Consider the following 22896-nt stretch of genomic DNA (forward strand, 5'->3'; position numbering starts at 1 on the left):
ACAGTCTCTGGATGCCCGGGTCAAGCCCGGGCATGACAGGAGAGGGGATGGCGGCGGCTAAGGCTCGTCGCCGAAATAGCTGGTGCCTGGCTGCAGATGCGCCCGCGCCACATCCTCGTTCAGGGTCAGGCCGTGGCCCGGCCGGTCGTTCAGGTGGATGAAGCCGTCGACGATCGGCGGGCCGCCATCGACCAGGTCGCTCCACCACGCCACGTCATGGGCGTGGAATTCCATCACCAGGAAGTTGTTCATGGCGGCGCAGACATGGGCGCCGGCCACGGTGCCGATCGGGCTGGCCACGTTGTGCGGCGCGATCGGAATGTAATACAGGTCGGCATGGTCGGCGACCTTCTTGGCCTCGGCCAGCCCGCCCATCTTCGGGATGTCCGGGGCGATGATCCGGGCCGCCTGCTTCTCGATCAGCTCGCGGTAGCCGTGCTTGCGGTACAGGTTCTCGCCGGTGCAGATCGGCGTCCGGGTCGAATGGGTGACATGGCGCTGCGCCTCGATGTTCTCCGGCGGCACCGGGTCCTCCAGCCACAGCAGGTCGAACGGCTCCAGCGCCTGCGCCAGCTTGATGGCGTCGTTCACCCCGAACTTCCAATGCGCGTCCATCGCCACCATGATCTCGGGCCCCACCGCCTCGCGCACGGCGCGGACGAAGTCGACCATCCAGGCCATCTCGCGCGACCCGATGGTGCGGTTGAACGGCTCGAACCACTGTCGGCGCGGGTTCGGATCGTCGGAGATGTCGATGGTGTGGGGGTTGCGGGTGTCGAGGTCGAACTTGATGGCGCTGAAGCCGTCCGCCACCACCTCGCGCGCCTTGGCGGCGTAGGAGGACGGCTCCGGCGTGTCGCCGGCGTGGCAGTCGGCATAGATCCGGATCTTGTCGCGGAAACGGCCGCCGAAGAAGGTGGAGATCGGGGTCTGCAGCGCCCGGCCCAGCAGGTCCCACAGCGCGATCTCGATGCCGCTGATCGCGGTCACGGTGGCGCCGGCCTGCGATCCCTCGCCGGACAGGCAGCGGATCAGGATCTCGACGATCTTGCCGATGTTGACCGGGTCCTCGCCGATGATGACCGGCTTGGCCTTGTGCACCAGCTCGGCCACCCCGGCGCCCCAATAGGCTTCGCCCAGGCCGGTGATGCCGGCATCGGTCTCCACCTTCACCAGCACCCACGGGAAGTTCCCCGCGATGACGGCGGTGCGCAGATTGGTGATCTTCACGTGTTTCCCTCCGAGAGCCGGCCCGCTTGCCGGGGCCGGTGATTGGTCAGGCTGCCGGCAGCGCGCGACCGGTCTTGCCGTCGAACAGGTGCAGCTTCTGCTGGTCGAATTCGAGCCAGACCGGCTGGTCGATCCCCAGCTTGACGTCGGGGGTGACGCTGACCACCAGCGGGGCCGACCCCAGATGCACATGGGCGTAGGTGATGTCGCCGGTCGGCTCGACCGTGTAGACCCGGCCGGCGACCGCCCCCGGCACCGCCTCGCGGTGCAGCCGGATGGTGCTGTGCCGGGCGCCCAGCACGATCTCGCCATCGGTCGCCGCCCGGGCCTTGCGGGCATTGGCGTCGGACAGGGCATAGCGCCAGCCGTCCGGGCTCTCGATCTCGGCGCCGTTCCCAGTCACCCGGGCCCGCACCAGGTTCATCGCCGGGCTGCCGACGAAGCCGGCGACGAAGGTGTTGACCGGGTGCTCGAACACCTGCTCCGGCGTGTCGTATTGCTGCAGCACGCCGCCGCTCATCACCGCCATCTTGTCGGCCATGGTGACGGCTTCCATCTGGTCGTGGGTGACGTAGATCACCGTCGCCTTCAGGTCCTGGTGGAAGCGCTTCAGCTCGGCCCGCATCTGGGTGCGCAGCTTGGCGTCCAGGTTCGACAGCGGCTCGTCCATCAGGAACACGCGGGGGTCGCGCACCAGGGCCCGGCCCAGCGCCACGCGCTGCTGCTGCCCGCCGGACAGCTCGCGCGGCCGCCGCTCCAGCAGATGCTCGATGTCCAGCAGCTTGGCGGCGGCCCGGACCTTAGTCTCGATCTCGGCGTTCGGCAGCTTCCGCATCTTCAGCGGGAAGGCCAGGTTCTTGAAGATCGTCTTGTTCGGGTACAGCGCATAGTTCTGGAACACCATGGCGATGTCCCGGTCCTTGGGGTCCAGGTCGTTGACCAGCCGGTCGCCGATCTGGATGTCGCCGTCGCTCAGCTCGATCAGCCCGGCCACCAGGTTCAGCGTCGTCGTCTTGCCGCAGCCGGACGGGCCGACCAGGGCCACGAACTCGCCGTCGCCGACCGTCAGCGAGACATGGTCGACGACCGTCAGGTCGCCATACCGCTTGACCACGTCCCGCAGGACCACCTCTGCCATCGGCTCCCCTTCTCGTCAGGACTTGACCGCGCCCTCGGTCAGGGCGCGGACGAAGTATTTCTGCAGGACCAGGAACAGCACGACGACCGGCACGCTCATGATGAACGACGCCGCCATCAGCCCGGGCCAGTTGGTCGCGTATTCGGTGAAGAAGCGTTCCAGCCCGACCGGCAGGGTCAGCTTGCTCTTGTCGTTGATGAAGGTCAGGGCATAGACGTATTCGTTCCACGCCAGGACGAAGGAATAGATCGCGGTGGCGATGATCCCGGGCGTGGACAGCGGCATGACCACGAAGATGAAGGCCTGGAACCGGGTGGCGCCGTCGATCCGCGCCGCCTGCTCCAGCTGCGGCGGGATGTTGTCGTAGAAGCCCTTCAGCAGCCAGATCGACAGCGGCAGGCCGAAGGTCAGGTACGTCAGGATCAGCGACCAGGCCGTGTTCACCAGCCCCATCCACTTCATCATGATGAACAGCGGCATCAGGAAGACCACGGCCGGGAACATGTTCCGGACCAGCACCGCGTAGAACAGCAGCTTGCGGCCAGGGAAGCGGAAGCGCGAGAAGGCGTAGGCCGCCGGCACCGCGATGACGACGCCCAGGATCGTGGTCGCGGTCGACACCATGACGCTGTTCAGCAGGTAGTGCAGGAACTCCTGCCCGACCTCGTTGGTCGGCGACAGCAGCCGCGTGTACTGCTCCAGCGTCGGGTTCGACGGGATCCATTCCGGCGGGTATTGCAGCGCGGCGAACTGCGTCTTCACCGAGGTCAGCAGCATCCAGGCCATCGGCAGCACGGTGAAGATGCCGAGCAGGACCAGGTAGACGATGCGGGCCACGCCCCAGCCGCCGGTCTTGGCGCGGCGGCGCTTCGCGGCGGGCCGCCGTTCAAGCGTCACGGCGCTCATGGCCTTTCGCCCTGGGTCAGCGCCCGGACGTAGAACCAGCCCAAGCCCATCATCACCACGAACAGGATCACCGAATAGGCCGAGGCAATGCCGAAGCGGATGCGGCCGAAGGCCAGCTGGTAGATCTGGGTGATCCAGATGTCGGACGACCCGGCCGGGCCGCCCCCGGTCATGATCCAGGGGATGGTGAAGCCGTTCAGGTTGGTGACCAGCAGCAGCAGCACGGTCACCATCGTCACCCCCTTCAGATGCGGCATGGTGATGTGCCAGAAGCGCTGCCAGATGCCGGCGCCGTCGACCTTGGCGGCGCGGTGCAGCTCGTCCGGCACGGTCTGCAGCCCGGCCAGCAGCATGATCATGGCGAAGGGGAACTCCTTCCAGACATTGACCACGATCAGCGACGGCAGCGAGGTGTGGACGTTGTCCAGGAAGTTGATCGGCGTCTCGGTGATGCCGAAGGCCACCGACAGCGCCCCGATCACGCCGAAATCGCTGTGGTACAGCCAGCGCCAGACATAGGAGGCAGCGACCGCGCTGATCACATAGGGAATCAGGAACAGCCCGCGCAGCATGCCGCGGCCGATGAAGGAGGTGTTCAGCGACAGCGCGGCGCCGAGCCCGAGGATGAAGGCGAATAAGGTGGAGAACACCGTCCAGATCAGGGTGTTGACCGTGACTTCGCGGAAGCTGTCGCTGCCCAGGATACGGCTGTAATTGTCGAGGCCGACGTAGGTCTTGTCGGCCATCGCCAGGCTGGGCGGGGTGTTGAAGAAGGACAGGTAGACTGTGTCGTAGATCGGGTAGCCGATCACCAGCAGCATCACCGCGAAGGCCGGCAGGATGTAGAGATAGTCCGCCCAGTGGGGGGCGATGCGTCGCATCAGCCCGAGGCGGCGGCGGGGTGCCGCCCGCGCCCTGGGCGCATCGTCCTGCGCGGCAGCCATGGTCACGCCCGGCTCTCCTCTTGTGGCGGAAGGGGACCGGCCGGCGCCTCAGGCACCGGCCGGGTGCGGGACGGGGCCTAGAGGCCCGACAGCAGGTCCTTGATCTTGCTGGCGGCGTCGTCGGCCGCCTCGGCCACGGTCATCTTCCCGGTCAGCGCGTTCTGCATCATGTTCGGGACGATGATGTTCATGATCTCCGCCGATTCCGGGATCACCGGGAACGGGATTCCGCTCGGCAGCATCGAGGTGGTGACGTTCAGGAACTTGATCTCGTCCAGCCGCTGCTTCATCCATTTGGTGCGGAAGCCGCGGGTGTTGCCGGGGTTGGAGCCGACCCAGGCCACCTTGGTCGACCATTCCGGCCCGGTGGCGAAGGCGATGAAGGCGCGGGCGGCGTCCTTGTCCAGCCCGCCATCGACCACATCCGGGTTGAAGATGTGGGCGTTGGACCCGCCGAACACCACGGCGCGCCGCGCCGGCCCCTTCGGGATCAGCCCGTAACGCATATTCGCCACCACCGCGTCGGCCACCGCCTTGTCGGCGCCGGTCGCCTTCTTGGCGCGGTCGAGCATCGTGGCGTATTCCAGCGGGTGGCTGATCATCATCGCCAGCTGGCCGGAGATGAACGGGTCCTGGTTCTCGGTCTGGGTGTTGGTCAGGGCCGAGGTCGGCACCGACTTGTCCCGGACATACATGTCGTAGGACGCCTGCAGCGCGGCCTTGGAGCCGTCATTGTTGATGTAGACGTTCTGGTAGGTCGGGCTCGCCTCGGCCTCGTCCAGTGCGCCGCCGCCATAGGCCCAGCATTGCGGCATGTAGCGGAACGGTGTGTTGCCGGCATTCGGCCGGGCCACCAGGCCGTAGCCGTTCTTGCCGGTCTTGTCCTTGATCTGCTTGGAATAGGCGACCAGGTCGTCCCAGGTCGCCGGCGGGCTCTCGGGGTCGAGCCCGGCCTCCTTGAAGATCTCGGCGTTCCAGATCAGCGCCATGGTCTCGTTGTTGGTCGGCACCCCGTAGGTCTTGTCCTTCCAGGTCACCGACTTCATCGCGCCGGGCCAGAAATCGGCGGTGTGGTGGCCGACCAGCTCGGGCGACAGCTCGCTCAGCTGGCCCTTGGCGGCGAATTCGACGCCCCACAGGATCGGCAGCTTCGCCGCCATCGGCGCGGCGTTGCCCAGCGCCGCGGCGCGCAGCTTGTTCAGCATCTGGTTGTAGTCGAGGTTCTGCTTCTCGACCGTGATGTTCGGGTAGGTCTTGGCGAAGGCCTCCCAGAACTGGGCGTCGATCTCGTGATCGATCCGGGGCGACGCCTCGTTCGGCCCGACCCACCAGTAGGTCAGCCGGCCCTTGTAGTCGAGCGGCACCACCTTGGCGCATTCCGCCGCGGTGTCGACCTCGATCGTGCCGGCGATGCTGCTGATGTAGTCCGGCGTCCAGTTGGCGATGTCGATGCCCGTGTCCTGCGCCAGGGCGCGGAGCGGGCCGAGCCCGGCGGCCAGCGCCCCGGCTCCGGCGGCATAGCCGAGGAAGCGCCTGCGGTCGACGGCATGGGTAAAGAGGTCACCTGCATGAGGCTTGGTCATGAGCGGTCCTCCCAATGGCCTCGCTTGTCGTCTGCGAGTTCCGGGTCAGCCTAGGCTTCGGGGGCAAAACGCGTCAAGGTTCTCTGCGCAACAAGTTGCGGTTTTTGTTATGTTGTTAGTCAGTAACATTCCTCGACCGGGCGTTCAGTCGAAGAATTCCCTGTCTTCATCGGCCAGGTATTGCCGGGCGCGTTCGGGGTTGATCTCGACGCCCATGCCGGGCCGGTCCCAGACCTCGATCAGCCCGTTCCGCACGATCGGGTTCGGCAGGCCATCGACGATGTCATACCACCAGGCCGGATTGCCGCTCGGGTACTCGAAAGCGATGAAGTTGTTCGGCAGCGTGGCCGAGACCTGGACCAGCGCGGCCAGGCCCAGGAGCCCGTTGCCGGTGCCGTGCGGCGCCATCAGGATGCCGTGCAGGTTGGCGTATTCGGCGATCCATTTCAGCTCGGCGATGCCGCCGACATCGCAGGGGTCGGGGCCGACCACGTTGACCGCATGGCCCTCGATCAGCGCCTTGAAGTTCTGGCGCAGATAGATCTGCTCGCCGGTGTGGATCGGGGTCGAGGTCGCGCGGGTGACCTCGCGATACACGTCGGCGTTGACATAGGGCACGTAGTCGCCGGTGAGCAGGTCCTCGAGCCAGAGCAGGTTGTAGGGCTCGACTGCACGGGCGAAGCGGATCGCGTCCGGCACGGTCCAGCCCGGCCCACAATCCAGCGCCAGCGCGACCTTGTCGCCCAGCACTTCCTTCATCGCCGCGACGCAGTCGACCATGTGCTTCAGGCCGCGCTCGGTGATCAGTCCGGAATCCATCGCGCCGTGGAACACGCTCTGTCCCGGGTCGCCATAGTAGAAGCCGGGCACCTCCCGCTTCATCGGGCTGTGGAAGCCGATGCCCTGCTTGATCATGGTGAAGCCCTCGGGCAGGGCCATCTGCCGCTTGGCGTCGGCGGCGTAGTGCTCCGGCGAGTAGCCGCCCATCGGCACGCGCAGCGAGCCGTTATAGACCCGCACCTGGTCGCGCACCTTGCCGCCCAGCAGCTTGTGCACCGGCAAGCCCGCCGCCTTGCCGGCGACGTCCCACAGCGCCATCTCGATGGCGCTGACTGCAGCCCCCCAAGGCTTGAACGCGCCGCGCTGGCGGATCCGGGTCATGGTCCGCTCGACCAGCGTCGGGTCCTCGCCGATCAGGGCGTCGCGGAAATGCAGGATGTGCGGCTTCAGATAGGGCTTGTAGGATTCGACCTCGCCATAGCCGCTGATGCCCTGGTCGGTGACGATGCGCGCGATCGGGTTCTTGCCGATCACGGCACATTTCAGATCGGTGATCTTCATGGTCCTGGGCGCCCCGCTCGGTGGGGACGGGCGTCGCCGCCCACCCGGTTGTTTCCTCCGCTGCCCTTTTTATGTCCGATCTAGGCAGTCGATGGCCGAGCCTAACACAGGCAAGAGTCATTGCAACTTGTTAGGTACGAAAAAATGCGAGAGCCAGTTTCGCGTTGCCTCTCCCGCTTGCGGGAGAGGTCGGAGACGCGAAGCGGCTCCGGGTGAGGGTCCTTTGTCGAGGCCCGGGCCAGCCCTCACCCGGTCTCGCTGACGCGAGCCCGACCTCTCCCGCCAGGCGGGAGAGGCAATTAGAGCGGACCGGGTAGGCCGGATCCCACTATTTCGCCGCCTTCGCCCGCTTCAGCACCGGCGCCAGCCAGGCCGTCGGCGCGGCGGGGCCGGTCGAGCCACGGGTGACGATCTCGGCCACCAGCGCCAGGCGCACCGGCGGACGGGCCGCGGCTTCGGCGTCGCCCAGCCGGTCGGCGATGCAGCGCACCATGGCGGCGCCGATCTCGACCTGCGGCGTCCGCACCGTGGTCAGTCGCGGCGACATCTGCGAGGCCGCGGCGAAGTCGTTGAACCCGACCACCGAGATGTCCTCGGGCACGCGGATGCCCAGGCGCAGCAGGTCCGAGACCACGTTCACGGCGATACCGTCATGGGCGCAGAACAGCGCCGTCGGCGCGCTGCCGCGACGGAGATGGGCCAGGAAGACGCCGCGGAACCCCTCCGCCTCGTCGAAGACGATGTCCTCGGCCGTGGCGTCCGGCGCCTCCAGCATGCCGTCGCGGAAGCCGCGGTAGCGCTCGGCCCGGCCAAGCGGCAGCGTGCTGCCATGGACGAAGGCCGTGGCCCGGTGGCCAAGCCCGAGCAGCAGCCGGGCCACGCCGACCCCGGCCTCCCAATCGGCGCCGACCACCTGGTCGATCCGCTCCATCGCCCCGACATAGGTGGCGCAGACCACCGGCAGCCCCGTGCAGGCGGCGGTGGCGGAGATCTCCTGCGGCCGCGGCACCGCCAGGATCAGCCCCGCGACGGCACTGTCCAGCGGGCCGCCCTCGGCCAGATGCCGGGCCTGGCGCGGCACGATCGAGAAGCCCAGCCGCTCGCCCTCGCGCTCGGCGCCGTGCAGCATGTTCAGCCACAGCTCGCTGGAGACCGGGTCGATCTCCTGCCGGATGAACAGGATCTGGCCATCGGCGGCTGGCAGCTCCTGGCTGCGGCGATAGCCCAGGCTGTGGGCGGCGCGCAGCACCCGGTTGCGGGTGGCCTCGCCGACACCGGACTTGCCGGACAGCGCACGGGACACCGAGAACTTCGAGATCCCGAGCCGGTCGGCGATGTCCTGGATGGTGACGCGGCCTGCGCTCATGCGGCGTTGCGCTCCTGTTTGGGCCGCACCTTCTGCCGCAGCGCTGGTTCCGCCGTCAACATCATCGCATGCAACCGGTCCGGCTTGCGCAACTTGTTTGGTGATGATAGCAAATTACCTAACGAACAGCAAACTGCAGGGGCGGAGACCATGACCACCGGACGTCTGGATGACGCTGCCATGGGCAGGGTCGAGGATGCCGCGTCGACCCATTCCCGGCCGAGCGAGCTCAGGATCACCGATCTGCGGGTCGCGGTGGTGGTCGGCAGCGGCTACCACCCGATCATCCGGATCGACACCAACCAGGGCATCTCCGGCCTCGGCGAGGTGCGGGACGGCGGCCATGCCGAATATGCCCTGCAGTTCAAGCACATGCTGCTGGGGCAGAATCCCTGCAATGTCGACATGATCTTCTCGGCCCTGCGCCGCTACGGCAATTGGGGGCGGGAAGGGGGCGGCGTCTCCGGCATCGAGATCGCGTTGTGGGACCTGGTCGGCAAGGCCTATGGCGTGCCCTGCCACCAGTTCCTCGGCGGCAAGCACCGCGACCGGGTGCGGATCTATGGCGACACGCCGGCCCCGGCCCAGCCGACGCCGGAGGGCTATGTCGAGGCGGTGCTGCGGCGCAAGGCGCTGGGCCTGACCTTCATCAAGTTCGACCTGCCGCCGCGCTTCTTCAACGCGGTCGACGGCGCCCTGGTCGGCCAGGCCACCCGCCACGAATACGACCTGGCCAAGGCCTGGCGCGCGCCGGGCGCTGGCCGGGGCATCAAGCTCAGCCAGAAGGGCATCGCCGCCGCGGTCGACGTGGTCCGCGCCGTGCGCGAGGCGGTCGGCCCCGAAATCTCGCTGTGCATCGACCATTTCGGCGAGGGCTTCGTGACCGCCGACGAGGCGATCCGCCTGGGCCACGCGCTGGAGCCGTTCGATCTCGCCTGGGTCGAGGACCCGCTGCCCTGGCACGATTTTGCCGGCCACAAGAAAGTGGCCGACGCGCTGCTGACCCCGGTCGCGGCGGGCGAGGAGCTGTATCTCTGGGACGGCTTCCGCGAGCCGATCGAGACCCGCGCCTTCGACATCCTGCATCCCGACCTGCTGACCTCGGGCGGCATGCTGGAGACCAAGCGCATCGCCGACTACGGCGAGCGCTTCGGCCTGGCGACCGCGCTGCACGCCTGCTGCACGCCGATCGGCCTGATGGCGAATGTCCATTGTGGCGCCGCGATCTCCGGCCTGGTGGCGGTCGAGCATCACGGGCTGGACATCCCGAACTGGGGCGACCTGGTGACCGGGATCGACCCCGATTATCTCGAGGGCGGCTACGTCACCGTGCCGGACACTCCGGGCCTGGGCATCGAGCTGAACGAGGAGGCGGTGGCGGCGCAGCTGCGCCACCCCGGCGCCCTGTTCCAGCCGACCGAAGAGTGGAACCGCATCCGCATCGGCTTCGAGCGCCGGTCGCGGGGGTGACGCAGCCGGCGCCCCGCACCCCGCTACAGCTGGAACTGCAGCCGGCGCGACAGCACGATGCCCGCCGCCCCGCGCAGCGTGGCGAAGCCTCGCTGGTCGGTCAGCAGCACATGCGGGTCGCTGCCGGGGCGCGGCGGCACCAGGCGGCCGACATGCGCCTCGATCGCCGCCCGCAGCCGCTCGCCGGCCTCGACCACCTCGCCGTGCAGCACGAAATGGTTGGGTGCCAGCGTCTGCTGCAGGTTGGCGATGCCGACCGCGATGTTGCGGGCATAGAGGTCCAGCAGCCGCCCGGCCGCGTCGGAGCCGGCCTCGGCCTGGCCGGCCAGCAGGGCAGGGGTCATCGCCTCGGCCCCGGGCAATCCGGCGGCCTGCGCCTGGCGCCGCAGCCAGCCGATCGTCGCGATCGTCTCCCAGCAGCCGCGGCGGCCGCAGGCGCAGATCTCGCCGTCGAGCTGGACGAAGGTGTGGCCCAGCTCGCCGCCGGCGCCGGCCGGCCCGCTCTGCAGATGCCCTTCCAGCTGCAGGGCGCCGCCGATCACGTCCGACAGGTACAGCACCGCGAAGGTGCGCAGGCTGCGGCCGATGCCGAACCAGCGGTCGGCCAGCAGCAGCGCCCGCGGATGGTGGTCGAGATAGACCGGCAGGCCGGTCCGCTCCTCCAGCGCCGCGCCGAGGCCGAGGCCGGACAGGACCGGCGCCAGGTTGACCTTGACGATGACGCCGCGGTCCGTGTCGATCATGCCGGTGGCGCCGACGCCGATGCCCAGCGGCGGCTGCCGGGCGGTCGACAGGGTGCGCGACAGGCTCTCGGCGATCGCCGCGACCGCCTGGCCGGGGTCGTCGCCCTCCGTGGCGAACTCGGCGCGTTCGAGGGCCGTGATCTCGCCGGTCCAGGACACCAGCGCGGTGCGGACCGAGCCGTGGCTCAGAGCCACCGCTCCGATCTGCGGCGCATCGCGCGAGAACTGCAGCGGCCGGGCCGGCTTGCCGCCGGCGCCGCCCGACGAGGCGGGCTCGCCCTCGACCAGGATGCCATCATCGATCAGCGGCTGGACGATGCCGGTGATGGTGGCGCGGTTGACGCCGATATGGCGGGCGAGGTCGGCGCGGCTGGTCGGGCCGAGATCGAACAGCGATTGCAGCAGCCGGCCCCGGTTCACGTCGCCCATCTTGGCCGGGGACAGCAGGGAATGGGGCCGCGGCTTCACCGCCTCGGCGGCCGGGGATGCCTCGGCGGCGCTGTCTCCATCCCGACCCCGCGCGGCGGTCCCCGTCACCCGGCCTGACATCTTTCCAGTCGACATATCCCGTCTTCCCAAGAGGCAGGGTCCGGCCTCCCGACATAGTCTATCGCAGTGGTGCGTGATCCGGAGCGCTCGCCACTCCGTCCGGCCCATGCTCCGCCATGGTAACCGCGTTGACCGCAAGTTTGTTAGGAATTATAACAAACATGCGGAATAGCCGGTTCGAAACCTGTCTTCTTTAGACTGCAGTGCGGTTTCGTCCGCGGTCTATGGTCGGCACCGCGAATAACGCCGTACCCGGTTCCCGACACCAACACCCTTCGACATCGGAGACCCAGATGGGACTGCAGGAATGGTTCGGCCTCGACGGCAAGCGGGCGCTGGTCACGGGCGCAAGCCGGGGCCTCGGCCGTGAGATGGCCCTGGCACTGGCCGAGGCCGGCGCCGACATCATCATCACCGGCCGCACGCAGGAGACGCTCGACCAGACCGCCGCCGACATCCGTGCCGTCGGCCGCCAGGCCTGGACGGTCAGTACCGATATGGCGGTGCCGGAGGAGTGCGAGACGGCCTGCGGGACGATCCTCGCCGAGCTCGGCCCGATCGACATCCTGATCAACAATGTCGGCAACCGCGACCTCAACGTCCCGATCGAGGAGGAGACGCTGGCGGACTGGCGGTCGCTGATGGACCTCAACCTGACCAGCTGCTTTCTCGCGACCAAGCTGATCGGCGGTGCCATGCTGAAGCGCGGCCAGGGCGGGCGGATCATCAACATCGCCTCGATCAGCGCCCTGATCGCCAATCGCGGCATCGGTGGCCGCCACTATGAGACCAGCAAGGCGGCGGTGCTGCACTTCACCCGCTGCGCCGCGGCCGACTGGGCGCCGCACGGCATCACCGTCAACGCCATCTGCCCCGGCCTGTTCATGACCGACGCGAACCGGCACTGGAACGAGACGCGGCCCGACGTCATCGAGACCTTCGTCCGGCAGGTGCCGATGGGCCGCCCCGGCAACCCGCCCGAGATCGGGCCGCTCGCGGTCTATCTGGCCAGCCCCGCCGCGACCTATGTCACCGGCGCCGCCTATGTGATCGATGGCGGCTACACGTTGTGGTGAGCCCCTGGCAGGACGGCACCCCGCCGGTTCACCCCTTCGGCCGGTCGCGAGACGGCAGGGTGGTCCGCGGGATTCCGTCTTGCCGCCGGCGCCGCCTCCTTCGCGGTGAATTCGAGCCTGGGCGCCCCGCACGCATTCCATACGCATCCCGCGTTGACGACTAGTTTGTTTGGATCTATAACAAACATACCAATGAAGCGAGCCCGTGCCGGCGGTCCTGCCGGATGGAAGCAAGCCCGAAAAATCACAGGAGAGGCGAATGGATAAGGATCTGTTGGGTCGTTATCTGATGTCCCGCCGTCGTCTGCTGCAGGGCGCCGCCCTGGGGTCGGGCGCCGCCTTGACGGGGCTCGGCGGCCGATTGGCCCGCGCCGCGCCGGCCACGCCCCTGAGCTTCATCGGCTGGCAGTTCCAGCCGCAGATCGTCGAAGAGAACGTCAACACCTTCAAGAAGCTGTATGACGAGAACGTCAATTACGAGCTGGTGACCGGCGACTATCACCCGGTGGTCGAAACCAAGCTGACCGGCGGCCAGCGCATCGACATGCTGTATGCCGAGGAAGACCACATCGCCCGCTGGTGCACGGCGGAGTGGACCCGCGACCTCGAGGGGCTGGACGGTGTCGACGAGATGAAGGCCGGCATGTTCCCGGTCAGCGTCAAGTCGATGTCGCTGCCCAACGGCAAGCTGGCGGGGCTGCCCTATTACGCCGGGCACAACGCCTTCATCTACAATGAGGAGCATCTGCAGAAAGCCGGGCTGGCGGTGCCGGACAGCTGGGATTCGCTGCTCGACGCCTGCCGCAAGCTGAAGAAGGACGGCGTGTCGGACGCGCCCTACAACAGCGCCTGGGGCCAGAAATGGCCGGAGCTGTCCTGGAGCATCTTCTCCTGCTGGTACGCGGAAGGCGCGCCCGTCTTCGATGCGAAGAGCGACTTCGTCGACGACGCCGCGCTGCGCAAGGTGCTGGAGACGCACCAGGCCCTGTACAAGGAGCAGCTGGTGGCGGCCGATATCATGACGCTGCCGAATGAAGGCGTGCCCAGCTACGCCACCGGCCGCCACACCTTCATGGTGCTGCACGATTACGACCAGAAGGTCGCCAACGATCCCAAGCTCTCCAAGGCCGCCGGCAAGGTGAAGAACGCCCTGATGCCGGGCAAGACCAAGTCGACCTTCGCCTGGACCGCCGTCTACATGATGGGGGCGCAGCCGACCGACATCGACCGGACCTGGAACCTGCTGCGCTTCTTCGGCGGCAAGTCCAAGGACGGCCAGTACCATGTGATCAAGCGCTGGGCGCTCGATTTCGGCCTGGGCTCCGCCTACAAGGAGGTGATGGCCGATCCCGAAGTCGTCGCCAGCTTCGGCACGTGGCGCGACCTTGCCGTCACCAACAAGCAGCTCGAGCTCGCCACCTCCCGCGACATCGCCAAGCAGATCTGGTTCCCGGAATGGGACCTGTTCATGATGCAGCGGGTGCAGGAATACATCCGTGGCAGCATGTCGACCGACCAGATCGTCGACGAGCTCGRCAAGAAGGTCGCCGAGCTGAAGCAGCAATACCAGTAGCCGGCAGGAACGGCGGTCGCGGCCGTGCCGCGATCGTCCTTCGCCAGCCATTCGTCGGAGGGGCGGCCCGGTGACGATCACCATTCCGCAAGCAGCTGCCATCACCCGCCCGCGCCGCCGCATCGGACGGATCCCGGGCTTCGCCTATGGCGCGGTGGCGCCGACGCTGGCGATCGTGATCGCCGTCGTCGGCCTGCCGCTGGCCTACAGCCTGTATCTCAGCCTCCACCGCACCAACCCGATCACCAAGCGCTGGATCTTCGTCGGGCTCGACAACTATGCCGGCATGCTCGGCAATGCCGAGTTCTGGGCGGCGCTGGGCCGCACCGGCTATTTCGCCGCCTTTTCGGTGATCGGCACCACCCTGATCGGCATGGCCATGGCGCTGGTGCTGAACGAGCGCTTCGCCGGGCGCGGCTTCCTGCGCAGCGTCATGCTGGTGCCCTGGGCCATGGCGCCGGTCTCGGTCGGCGTCCTCTGGTCCTTCGTCTATGCCGGCGACTACGGCGCGCTGAACGGGCTGCTCAACGATCTCGGCCTCGGCTTCCTGGCCACGCCCTGGCTCGGCGATGGCTTTCGCGCACTCAACCTGGTCGCCCTGACCCAGGTCTGGAACCAGGCGCCGCTGACCGCCCTGCTGCTGCTGGCCGGGCTGCAGTCGATGCCGGGGAACCTGCACCGGGCGGCCATGCTGGACGGCGCCGGGCCGGTCGCCCGCTTCTTCGCCATCACGCTGCCCTGGCTGAAGCCCAACCTGCTGTTCATCGCCATCATCGCGACGATCAACTCGCTGATGGCCTTCGACATCCTGTGGATCATGACCCGCGGCGGGCCGGGCGCCGCCACCACGGTCTTCGCCTGGCTCGGCTACCTCTACTCCTTCCAGTTCCTGAAGTTCGGGGAAGGGGCGGCGATCCTGTACGGCCTCACCATCCTCAGCTTCGTCCTGGCGATCCTGTACTTCCTGGTGCTCGGGCCGCGGCAGAGCCGGGCGGCCGAGGCCTCCAGCGGCATCGTCCCGGACAGCGGCCGGGTCGGCGCCGGCCGTCGCCACGCCATGGTGACGCTGCCGCGCTACCGGCCGCGGGCGCGGCTGCCCCGGCCGGTCGAGGCCGTGCTGGCCCGCTGCGGCTTCGCCCTGTCCGCCCTACTGATCTTCCTGTGGTCGGCGCTGCCGGTGATCGCCCTGGTGCTGATGAGCATCACCCCGGCCTCGGACCTGATCCGGACGCCGCCCACCATGATCCCCAGCGGCTTTACGCTGCAGAACTTCACCGCGGTGCTGGCGCCGGAGCTGGCGGCCGGCAACGAGACCAGCGTCCAGGCCAAGCGGGTGCCGCTGTCGCTGCTGAACAGCTTCATCGTCGGCGTGGTGGTGGTGACGATCAGCGTCGCCCTGGGCACGCTGGCAGGCTACGCCTTCGCCCGGCACGGCAAGGCCCGCTTCTTCCGGATCAGCCTGTGGGGCCTGCTGCTGACCCGGATGACGCCGGCGCTGACCCTGGTGCTGCCCTTCTTCGTCATCTTCCGCACGCTGGGGCTGATCGACACCCGCACCGGGCTGGTCATCGCCTACAGCAGCATCCTGCTGCCGCTCAGCGCCTGGATGATGAAGAGCTACTTCGAGGGCATCCCGGTCAGCCTGGACCGGGCGGCGCTGATCGACGGCTGCTCGCGGCTGAAGATGCTGTGGAAGATCCTGTTGCCGGTGGCCCGGCCGGGCATCATCGCCGCCGCGATCTTCTGCTTCCTGGTCAGCTGGAACGAGTTCCTGTTCGCGCTGATCCTGACCTCGACCCCCGCGTCGCAGACCATCCCGGTGGTGCTGTCGGGCTTCCTCAGCCAAGCGCGCTTCTACGAATACGGGCCGATGTTCGCCGCCAGCGTGCTGTCGATCGCGCCGCCGGTGCTCATCGCCTTCCTGTTCCAACGCTACCTCGTCCAGGGCGCGCTCTCAGGCGCCGTCAAGGGCTGAGCCGGGAGGCCCGCATGACCTCGATCAACATCCGCGCCGTGTCCAAGAGCTACTCCCAGCACCGGGTGCTGAAGGGGCTCGACCTCGACATCGCCGATGGCGAGTTCATCTCCTTCCTCGGCCCGTCCGGCTGCGGCAAGAGCACCTTGCTCTACTGCATTGCCGGGCTGGAGGAGATCTCGACCGGCAGCATCCTGTTCGACGGGCGCGACATCAGCGGCCTGGCGCCCCGCGACCGCAACATCGCCCTGGTGTTCCAGGACTACGCCCTCTATCCGCACATGGCGGTGCGGGACAACATGGCCTTCCCGCTGCGCCAGCAGAGGGTCGGCGCCGACGCCATCAAGCGCCAGGTCGCCTGGGCGGCGGAGCTGCTGGGGCTGGAGGAACTGCTGGACCGGTCGCCGGCCGAACTGTCCGGCGGCCAGCGCCAGCGCGTCGCCGTCGGTCGCGCCATCGTCCGCAACCCGGCGGCGCTTTTGATGGACGAGCCGCTGTCCAACCTCGACGCCAGTCTGCGGGTGCGGATGCGGACCGAGATCAAGCGCCTGCAGCGCGAGCTGGCGGTGACGACCATCTTCGTCACCCATGACCAGGAGGAGGCGATGGTCCTGTCGGACCGGATCGCTGTGATGCATGACGGCGTGCTGCAGCAATTCGCCGACCCGATGGCGGTGTATCGCGAGCCCGCCAACCAGTTCGTCGCCGGCTTCATCGGGAGCCCGCAGATGAACTTCCTGCMCGGCTCCGCCGTCTCCGGCGGCCAGGACGACAGCCGGGTCGTCGGCATCCGCCCGCACGACCTGACGCCGTCCACCGGATCGGAGGACGGGGCGCTGTCCCTGACCGGCGAGCTGGCGCTGATCGAGCCGGCCGGGCCGATCCATTTCCTCGACGTGCTGGTCGGCGACCGCATGGTCAAGGCGACCTGCGGCGATCCCGGGGCCTTGCGCCCCGGCGCCAGCCTGACCCTGACCGCCGGCGATCGCAGCATCCACCTGTTCGACCGCGCCAGCGGCGCCCGGGTCTGATTTCACCGCAAGGAAGCGTTGCTCCCATGGCCTTCGATCTCGTGCTCAGGAACGGTCGGGTGATCGACCCGTCGCAGGGCATCGACCGCGTCGCCGACGTCGCCTTCGCCGGCGGCAAGGTCGCGGCGGTCGGCGCCGGCCTGGACCCTGGCGGCGGCGCCGTCCGCGACGTCTCCGGCCTGATCGTCACACCGGGGCTGATCGACCTGCATACCCATGTCTATTGGGGCGGTACCTCGCTCGGCATCGACGCCGAGGACTTCGCGCGGACAAGCGGGGTCACCACCTGCGTCGACACCGGCAGCGCCGGCCCCGGCAACTTCCCGGGCTTCCGCAAGCATGTGATCGAGCCGAGCCAGATCCGCATCCTGGTCTATCTCCACGTCTCCTTCGCCGGCATCTTCGCCTTCTCCGAACGGGTCATGGTGGGGGAAAGCCACGACATCCGGCTGATGGCGGCGCGGGACGCGGTCGAGGTGGCGGAGGCGAACCGCGACGTCATCATCGGCATCAAGGTCCGCATCGGCCGCATCGCCAGCGGCCCGGCCGGCATCGCCCCGCTCGACGTCGCCCTGCAGGTGGCCGACGAGACCGGCCTGCCGCTGATGGTCCATATCGACGAGCCGCCGCCCTCCTATGAGGCGGTGGTGGACCGGCTGCGGCCGGGCGATGTGCTGACCCACTGCTTCCGGCCCTTCCCGAATTCGCCGGTCACCCGCGACGGCACGATCAAGCCCGAGGTGCTGGCGGCGCGGCAGCGCGGCGTGCTGTTCGACATCGGCCACGGCAAGGGATCGTTCGGCTGGAAGACCGCGCGGACGATGCTGGACCACGGCTTCAAGCCGGACACCATCTCCTCCGACGTCCACGCGCTGTGCATCAACGGCCCGGCCTACGACCAGGTGACGACGCTGTCGAAGTTCCTGGCGCTGGGCATGCCGCTCGACGAGGTGATCGCGGCCTCGACCGTCAACGCCGCCAAGGCGCTGAACCGGCCCGAGCTCGGCACCTTCAAGCCCGGCAGCGTCGGCGATGCCAGCATCCTGTCGCTGAAGGACGGCGCCTTCCCGCTGGAGGATGTGCGCGGCGAGATCGTCACCGCCGACCGTCGGATCTTCGCCGAGGGCGTCGTGGTCAACGGGCGCTGGTGGCACCCGGCGGAAGGAACGAAGTGATGCAGCGCGGCGACGTCGAGACCTTCGCCAACCATATCGGCGGGTGCTGGGAAACCGAGCCGGAATGGATGCCGGCGGTGAACCCGGCGACCGGCGAGCCGATCGGTCGCCTGCCGCGCAGCAGCCGCGAGACGGCGCGGCGCGCCATCGCCACCGCGCGGGCTGCGCAGCCCGGCTGGGYCGCCACGCCGGTGTGGGAGCGGGCGAAGGCCTGCCTCGACATCGCGGCGCAGATCGACGCCGCGCGCGACCGCATCGCCCGCACCCTGAGCCTGGAGCAGGGCAAGCCTTTCAAGGAGGCGCAGGGCGAGGTCGGCAAGGCGGCGGACGGGTTCCGGCTGGCGGCCGAGCTGGTCAAGCAGCTGGGCGGCGAGACCCTGCCGGCGGAGGATCCGAGCAAGCTGGTGCTGACCCTGCGCCAGCCGCGCGGTGTCTACGCCGTGATCACGCCCTGGAACTTCCCGGTCAACATCCCGGTCGAGTACCTCGCCCCCGGCATCGCCACCGGCAACGCCATCGTCTGGGTGCCGGCGCCGACCACCTCGATGGCCGCGGTCGAGCTGATGCGCGCGATCGAGGCGGCGGGGCTGCCGCCCGGCGTGGTCAACCTGGTGATCGGGGAGGGGGCGGTGGTCGGCGACGAGATCGTCGGCCATCCCGACACCAACGGCATCGGCTTCACCGGCAGCCCGGCCACCGGCCAGCGCATCGCCGAGCGTGGCGCCGGCAAGCCGATGCTGCTGGAGCTCGGCGGCAACGGGCCGGTGCTGGTGTTCGCGGACGCCGATCTCGACCGTGCCGCCGCGGCAGCCGCCGGCGGTGCCTTCTTCAACGCCGGCCAGGTCTGCGCCGCCACCGGCCGGGTCCTGGCCCATCGCAGCATCGTCGAGCCCCTGGCGCAGCGGCTGGTCGAGATCGCCCGGTCGCACAAACTGGGCGACCCGCTGCAGCAGGGCACGACCATGGGGCCGCTGAACAACCCGAAGGTCGCGGCCAAGGTGCGCGAGCATGTCGACGACGCCGTCGCCCGCGGCGCCACGGTCCTGGCCGGCGGCAAGCCGCGGCCGGACCTGGGCAGCGACCTGTTCTTCGAGCCGACCGTGATCACCGGCGTCACCCGCGAGATGAAGATCAACCGGGAGGAGACGTTCGGCCCGGTGGTCCCGGTGCTGGCCTTCGACGATGACGATGAGGCGCTGGACCTCGCGCTGGACACCGAGCATGGCCTCAGCGTCGGTGTGTTCACCGCCGACATGGACCGGGCGCTGCGCTTCGGCGAGGCGATCCCGGCCGGCATCGTCAACGTCAATGCCGGCAGCACCTGGTGGGAGCTGCACCTGCCCTTCGGCGGCGGCTCCGGCACGAAGAGCGGCATCGGCCGCCTCGGCGGGCGCCACACGCTCGAGGCGATGACCGAACTCAAGATGATCTCGATCACCCGGACCGGGAAATGACGACAACCACACCTTCATCCGCCGTCGCGGCCCGGCTGCTGGCCGACCTCGTCGACCTGCTGCTGCCGGGCGATGGCGACTGGCCCTCCGGCGCCACCATCGGCGTCCAGTCGACGCTGGCGATCCGGCTGGTCGAGGAGCGCGGCGAGCCGGACCTCGCGCGCCTCTCTCAGGCGATCCTGCGAGCCGGCGGTCCCTTCGCCGATCATCCGGAGGAGCGGCGGATCGCCATCGTCAAGGCCCTGGAGGCGGCGGAGCCGGAGCTGTTCGGCTGGGTCCGCGACGCCGCGTACTTCGCCTATTACGAAAGCCCCTATGTGGTCGCGGTGATCAACGCCCAGGGTCATCCCTACCAGCTGCGGCCGCATGTGAAGGGCTACCCGCTGCAGCGTTTCGACCCGGCCCGCGACGCGCCGAAGCACGGCCGCGGCCGCTGGCTGCCGACCGGGGATGTGCGCCCGGTCGACATCTCCGCCCTCGATCTCGACACCGACCGCACGCAAGCCTGGGGCCTGAAGCGATGACCAAGCCAACCTGCGACGTCCTGATCATCGGTGCCGGCGCCACCGGCTCGCTGGCCGCCGTGGTGCTGGCCCAGGCCGGGCTGAACGTCGTCTGCCTCGAGCAAGGCTCATGGGTCGAGGCCGGCGACCACCCGCATTACAGCTCCGACTGGTCCTGGCAGCGAAAGACCCGGTGGAACGCCGACGTCAACCGCCGCCACCATCCGGACGACTACCCGGTCGTCTCCGACAGCTCGCAGGTGCTGATGTGGAACGGCGTCGGCGGCTCGACCAATGTCTATGGCGCGATCTGGCCGCGCTACCGCCCGTCGGACTTCCGCAAGGGCGACGAGCACGGGCTGCAGCCGAACTGGCCGATCGCCTACGAGGACATCGCCCCGTTCTACGAGGTGGCGGACCGCATGATCGGCGTCAGCGGCCTGGCCGGCGACCCGGCGATGCCGCCGCGCGACGCGTGCCCGACCGGGCCGCTGCCCTTCACCAAGGCGGCGCGCCGGCTGTCCCAGGCCTTCGACCATCTCGGCTGGCACTGGTGGCCGGCCGAGGCAGGGGTGATCTCGGAGGATTACGACGGCCGGCCGGGCTGCAACGGCTGCGGCATCTGCAACGGCTGCCCGCGCGGGTCGATGAGCAAGTATTCGCTGTCGATCTGGCCCAAGGCCCTGTCGGCCGGGACCGAGCTGCGCATCCATGCCCGGGTGCTGCGAATCGAGAAGGGCAGGGACGGCCGGGCCACCGGCGCCGTCTATATCGACCGCGAGACCGGCCGCACCGAGTTCCAGCCGGCCGAGATCGTGGTCGTCGCCGCCAACGGCGTCGGCACGCCGCGGCTGCTGCTGGCGTCGGACAACCTCGCCAACCAGTCCGACCAGGTCGGCCGCAACCTGCTGCACCACACGCTGGTGGGGGCCGAGATCTGGGTCGACGAGCCGATCGACGGCCATATGGGCTATGTCGCCTCGCTGATCAGCCGGCAATTCGCCGAGACCGACACCAGCCGCGGCTTCGTCAACGGCTTCAACTTCAACTGCCTGACCAGCACCTCGGCCGCGGCGGAAGTCGCCGCCGGCTGGATCACCGAGACCCGGGCGCCTTGGGGCCGTGATCACCACCGTTGGTTCGAGCGCCATTTCGGCCACGGCATCGGCGTCTACGCCATCGGCGACGACCTGCCGAACCCGGAGAACCGCGTCGCCCTCGATCCGGTGAAGCGCGATGCCGACGGCATCCCGGTCGCGACCATGCATTACGCGCCGGGTGAGAACGACCGGCGGATGATGAACTACATGCTCGACCGGCTGGTCGACATCGGCACCGCCGCCGGCGCCTTCGAGGTCAAGCTGCAGGACTACCGCGACAAGGACGGCGTCTACCGCACCCCGGCCTGGCACATGATCGGCACCTGCCGCATGGGCAGCGACCCGGAGACGTCGGTGGTGAACAAATGGCAGCAGAGCTGGGACGTGCCGAACCTGTTCATCGTCGACGGCAGCGTCCTGGCCACCGGCGGCGTGGTCAACCCGACCCCGACGATCTCGGCCCTGGCCTTGCGGGCGGCGACCCATATCCGCGACAATTTCCGCGAGCTGAAGGGCGCGACCCGGCCGATGGCGGCCTGAGCCCGAGGGAGTCCGATCGATGCTGCAGCCGCCGCCGGCCGAGCCGGGCATGCGCGAGGAGGAGGTCGACACCCCGGCCCTGATCCTCGACCTCGACGCCTTCGAGGCCAATCTCGACCATATGGCCGGGCTGGCCGCGGCGGCCGGGGTGAAGCTGCGGCCGCATGCCAAGACCCACAAATCGCCGGTGATCGCCCATCTGCAGCTGGCGCGCGGTGCGGTCGGCCAATGCACCCAGAAGGTGGCGGAGGCCGAGGTGCTGGCCTGGGGCGGCGTGCCCGACATCCTGGTCAGCAACGAGGTGGTCGGTGCGCGCAAGCTGGCGCGGCTGGCGGCGCTGACCCGGATCGCGCGGGTCGCCGTCTGCGCCGACCATCCCGATGGCGTGGCGGCGATCGAGGCCGCGGCGGAGGCGGCGGGCACGCGGCTGACCGTGCTGGTCGAGATCGATGTCGGCACCGGCCGCTGCGGCGTGGCGCCGGGCGACGAGGCGGTATCGCTGGCCCGGCGCATCGCCGCCAGCCGGCACCTCGTGTTCGGCGGGCTGCAGGCCTATCACGGCCGCGCCCAGCACCGCCGGTCGCCGGAGGAGCGTGCCGCCGCCATCGCCGAAGCGGCCGACGCGGCGCGGCGGACGGTGGAGGGGCTGCGTGGCGCAGGCCTCGGCTGCCCGATCGTCGGCGGCGCCGGCACCGGCACCTTCGCGCTGGAGGCGGCCAGCGGCGTGTTCACCGAGCTGCAGGTCGGCTCCTACGCCTTCATGGACGCGGACTACGCCCGCAACGACCCGCCACCGCCCTTCCGCCACGCCCTGTTCGTGCTGGCCACGGTGATGAGCGTGCCGCGCGACGGCGCCGCCGTGGTCGATGCCGGGCACAAGGCGCTGCCGACCGACAGCGGCATGCCCCTGGTCTGGGGCCGCGACGGCATCCGCTACGAGGGCCCGTCGGACGAGCATGGCCGGCTGGTGATCGATCCCGGCGCCGATCGGCCGAAGCTCGGCGAGCGGCTGCGCCTGGTGCCGGGCCATTGCGACCCGACGGTCGACCGCTACGACTGGTATGTCGGCACCCGCAACGGACGGGTCGAGTGCCTGTGGCCGGTCGCCGCCCGCGGTGCGATGGCGTGAAGGGCGGTCAGCAGCTTGGGTTACGAAGGGCGGCTTGAAAATACGGCAATTTGCCGTATATGTTCGAGCG

At 68.9% G+C, this 22896-nt stretch carries 18 protein-coding genes; 10 read left to right on the forward strand and 8 right to left on the reverse strand.

What is annotated here, in order from left to right; all coding sequences use genetic code 11:
- Window positions 1–57 precede the first annotated feature (57 nt).
- From AB4Z01_RS12875 to AB4Z01_RS12905, 7 genes are all read right to left on the reverse strand, one after another.
- Window positions 58–1230, reverse strand: coding sequence for a mandelate racemase/muconate lactonizing enzyme family protein (locus AB4Z01_RS12875; RefSeq protein ID WP_441694172.1), 1173 nt, complete (start codon window positions 1228–1230; stop codon window positions 58–60).
- 46 nt (window positions 1231–1276) lie between these two features.
- The gene (locus AB4Z01_RS12880; RefSeq protein ID WP_441694175.1) at window positions 1277–2368 is read right to left on the reverse strand and encodes an ABC transporter ATP-binding protein; all 1092 of its coding nucleotides are present in this window, start codon (window positions 2366–2368) and stop codon (window positions 1277–1279) included.
- 15 nt (window positions 2369–2383) lie between these two features.
- A complete protein-coding gene (locus AB4Z01_RS12885; RefSeq protein WP_441694177.1) occupies window positions 2384–3274 on the reverse strand; it encodes a carbohydrate ABC transporter permease in 891 nt (296 codons plus the stop codon).
- Window positions 3271–4218: a carbohydrate ABC transporter permease gene (locus tag AB4Z01_RS12890; protein WP_441694258.1), complete on the reverse strand. Its 948-nt coding sequence runs from the start codon at window positions 4216–4218 to the stop codon at window positions 3271–3273. The genes AB4Z01_RS12885 and AB4Z01_RS12890 overlap by 4 nt, the downstream gene beginning before the upstream one ends.
- 77 nt (window positions 4219–4295) lie before the next feature.
- Window positions 4296–5801 carry an ABC transporter substrate-binding protein gene (locus AB4Z01_RS12895; protein WP_441694179.1) on the reverse strand — a complete coding sequence of 502 codons (1506 nt, stop codon included), beginning with the start codon at window positions 5799–5801 and terminating at the stop codon, window positions 4296–4298.
- 144 nt (window positions 5802–5945) lie between these two features.
- Window positions 5946–7142, reverse strand: a complete 1197-nt coding sequence (locus AB4Z01_RS12900; RefSeq protein ID WP_441694180.1) for a mandelate racemase/muconate lactonizing enzyme family protein — start codon at window positions 7140–7142, stop codon at window positions 5946–5948.
- A 328-nt stretch (window positions 7143–7470) separates the two neighbouring features.
- Window positions 7471–8508: a LacI family DNA-binding transcriptional regulator gene (locus AB4Z01_RS12905; RefSeq protein ID WP_441694182.1), complete on the reverse strand. Its 1038-nt coding sequence runs from the start codon at window positions 8506–8508 to the stop codon at window positions 7471–7473.
- A gap of 150 nt (window positions 8509–8658) precedes the next feature.
- On the opposite strand from AB4Z01_RS12905, the gene AB4Z01_RS12910 reads away from it, so the two are divergent.
- Window positions 8659–9978, forward strand: a complete 1320-nt coding sequence (locus AB4Z01_RS12910) for a mandelate racemase/muconate lactonizing enzyme family protein (protein WP_441694184.1) — start codon at window positions 8659–8661, stop codon at window positions 9976–9978.
- 23 nt (window positions 9979–10001) lie between these two features.
- On the opposite strand, the gene AB4Z01_RS12915 is transcribed toward AB4Z01_RS12910, so the two are convergent.
- Window positions 10002–11285 carry an ROK family protein gene (locus tag AB4Z01_RS12915; protein ID WP_441694186.1) on the reverse strand — a complete coding sequence of 428 codons (1284 nt, stop codon included), beginning with the start codon at window positions 11283–11285 and terminating at the stop codon, window positions 10002–10004.
- Window positions 11286–11563: 278 nt separating this feature from the next.
- Between AB4Z01_RS12915 and AB4Z01_RS12920 the strand changes: the two genes are divergently transcribed.
- From AB4Z01_RS12920 to AB4Z01_RS12960, 9 genes are all read left to right on the forward strand, one after another.
- Entirely contained in the window at window positions 11564–12346 is a 783-nt protein-coding gene (locus AB4Z01_RS12920; RefSeq protein ID WP_441694188.1) for an SDR family NAD(P)-dependent oxidoreductase, read from the forward strand.
- Between the two features lie 259 nt (window positions 12347–12605).
- Window positions 12606–13919: an ABC transporter substrate-binding protein gene (locus tag AB4Z01_RS12925; protein ID WP_441694190.1), complete on the forward strand. Its 1314-nt coding sequence runs from the start codon at window positions 12606–12608 to the stop codon at window positions 13917–13919.
- A 70-nt stretch (window positions 13920–13989) separates the two neighbouring features.
- Entirely contained in the window at window positions 13990–15894 is a 1905-nt protein-coding gene (locus AB4Z01_RS12930) for an ABC transporter permease (protein WP_441694192.1), read from the forward strand.
- A gap of 14 nt (window positions 15895–15908) precedes the next feature.
- Window positions 15909–16925: an ABC transporter ATP-binding protein gene (locus AB4Z01_RS12935; RefSeq protein WP_441694194.1), complete on the forward strand. Its 1017-nt coding sequence runs from the start codon at window positions 15909–15911 to the stop codon at window positions 16923–16925.
- 26 nt (window positions 16926–16951) lie between these two features.
- The gene (locus AB4Z01_RS12940; RefSeq protein ID WP_441694196.1) at window positions 16952–18100 is read left to right on the forward strand and encodes an amidohydrolase/deacetylase family metallohydrolase; all 1149 of its coding nucleotides are present in this window, start codon (window positions 16952–16954) and stop codon (window positions 18098–18100) included.
- Window positions 18100–19554 (forward strand): aldehyde dehydrogenase family protein, encoded by a 1455-nt coding sequence (locus AB4Z01_RS12945; protein ID WP_441694198.1) that lies wholly within the window; start codon window positions 18100–18102, stop codon window positions 19552–19554. Before AB4Z01_RS12940 ends, AB4Z01_RS12945 begins: the two co-directional genes overlap by 1 nt.
- Window positions 19551–20078 (forward strand): hypothetical protein, encoded by a 528-nt coding sequence (locus AB4Z01_RS12950; RefSeq protein WP_441694200.1) that lies wholly within the window; start codon window positions 19551–19553, stop codon window positions 20076–20078. The genes AB4Z01_RS12945 and AB4Z01_RS12950 overlap by 4 nt, the downstream gene beginning before the upstream one ends.
- Window positions 20075–21697 carry a GMC family oxidoreductase gene (locus tag AB4Z01_RS12955; protein WP_441694202.1) on the forward strand — a complete coding sequence of 541 codons (1623 nt, stop codon included), beginning with the start codon at window positions 20075–20077 and terminating at the stop codon, window positions 21695–21697. The genes AB4Z01_RS12950 and AB4Z01_RS12955 overlap by 4 nt, the downstream gene beginning before the upstream one ends.
- Window positions 21698–21716: 19 nt before the next feature.
- Window positions 21717–22826, forward strand: a complete 1110-nt coding sequence (locus AB4Z01_RS12960) for a DSD1 family PLP-dependent enzyme (RefSeq protein ID WP_441694203.1) — start codon at window positions 21717–21719, stop codon at window positions 22824–22826.
- Window positions 22827–22896 lie beyond the last annotated feature (70 nt).

Source organism: Inquilinus sp. YAF38, assembly GCF_052113205.1.
Classification (GTDB): Bacteria; Pseudomonadota; Alphaproteobacteria; order DSM-16000; family Inquilinaceae; genus Inquilinus.